The 1,382-nt window shown below is 44.3% G+C and carries 2 protein-coding genes; both read right to left on the reverse strand.

The annotated features are described in order from the left end of the window. The coding region (locus IBX50_RS20600; RefSeq protein WP_292258308.1) for a hypothetical protein at nt 1-286 on the reverse strand (286 nt) is incomplete at its 3' end. Nucleotides 287-438: 152 nt separating this feature from the next. Further along, nucleotides 439-1,320: a type II toxin-antitoxin system RelE/ParE family toxin gene (locus IBX50_RS20605; protein ID WP_292258311.1), complete on the reverse strand. Its 882-nt coding sequence runs from the start codon at nt 1,318-1,320 to the stop codon at nt 439-441. Nucleotides 1,321-1,382: the final 62 nt, after the last annotated feature.

A 1,382-nucleotide genomic window follows, 5' to 3' on the forward strand; every position in this document is an offset into this window, starting at 1 on the left:
CTTCCAGCACTATTACTGATCCATGCTTTACAGACTGATCACCACACCAAATAATATGATTTCTTAGACCAAGATTCTTTTCACGGCAAACAATTTCAACAAAACCTTTTGAAAATTCATGCTTAAACTGCTCACAAGCTGATAACACGCCTTCAGAATATCCCCCATCTAAAGACAAGCATATTTTTACATTGTCATGTGGATAACTTGCGTCAAGCAAGCTTTTTAGCAAGCGCCTGATAGAAAATTCTCTTTTAAAACCAGCAACAACAATTAATGGTTCCATGTATAAACTCATTAGTTATTTAGATTCGAACGAAATAGTAGACGCGAAACAAATATATACAAAACAATACTTAGAGGGCAGGGAAAACGCACGAAACCCTAGATTCTTCCATCATCTTCTCAATTCTGTTTTGTTCGTATTGATTGCGAGCATCAGCACAAGTTATTGTATATACGCTCAGCCATGGGCACATATCTGGCGTAGCCTTCGTTGTCGCTGTGTTTGATAAAGCCATTCAAGAGCGCATAGGTTGCATCTGTGTGATGCTTAAAAAGTATTCTGATCGCGCCACCTGCAAAGGCGGAGCAGCGTATTTCTCTTAAGCCGCTGCCGTTGCTCAAGCTATCAAACAAGGGGTTACCGCCCTGGAAGCCTTTTTCCACGGCCAGTTTCAGCTTGTCAGCGACTATCTTCTGGTTGGCGTTGTCCAGTTCTGCAAACCATGCTTTGAACTCATTCGAAGCCTGATGACCCGATAGAATCACATCCAGGTTGATGGCATAAAGTTGTTGATAATGCTGCCTGCCATGTGCTTGATCAGCTACATTTTTCAGCAGCAGGTAGTCATCAACAAACCGTCCCTGTTCATCTGCTTTGCAGATTTTGATGGTGTCACCCTGCCACTTGGCTTCTGTTGCCAGGCTTAACAGGTAGCCAGAAGTCACCCAGGCCAGTGCATAAACATCAGGGTGAGCATCCATCGCCTGCCCCGGCAGGTAGTAGCTATTGGCTGCCATTTCTTCGATCTGGTCTGAACTCAGCGCATCAAGTGCAGGGCTTTTATCTTCAACCTCCAGCAAAAAAAGCTGAAGATCTGGCTCCGAAGCATCAACAAATTTTTCGTAGGTAAATCCCCTGGCGATTTCCAGGGTATGTAAAGATTCACCATTGGAGTCGTAGTAAAACTGGCAACGCCCTTGCCCAGCATCGGCTAATTCCAGTACTCCCTGTATGGCATTATCAAACAGGGTTTGTCCGCTTTGCTGGTTTGCGGCTGGGAAGCTGTTGGTGTTGATGCAGAATATCAGATCCATTGATTAACTTCTCTTGGCAAGAATCGCCCTGTTTTTGAGTGTCTGATCAAAAAAACCTTCCG

Source organism: Marinospirillum sp., from assembly GCF_014859565.1.

Excerpts from the sequence above, each read along its gene's own strand:
- IBX50_RS20605 (WP_292258311.1), bottom strand. The coding sequence starts at position 1,320 with ATGGATCTGATATTCTGCATCAACACCAACAGCTTCCCAGCCGCAAAC.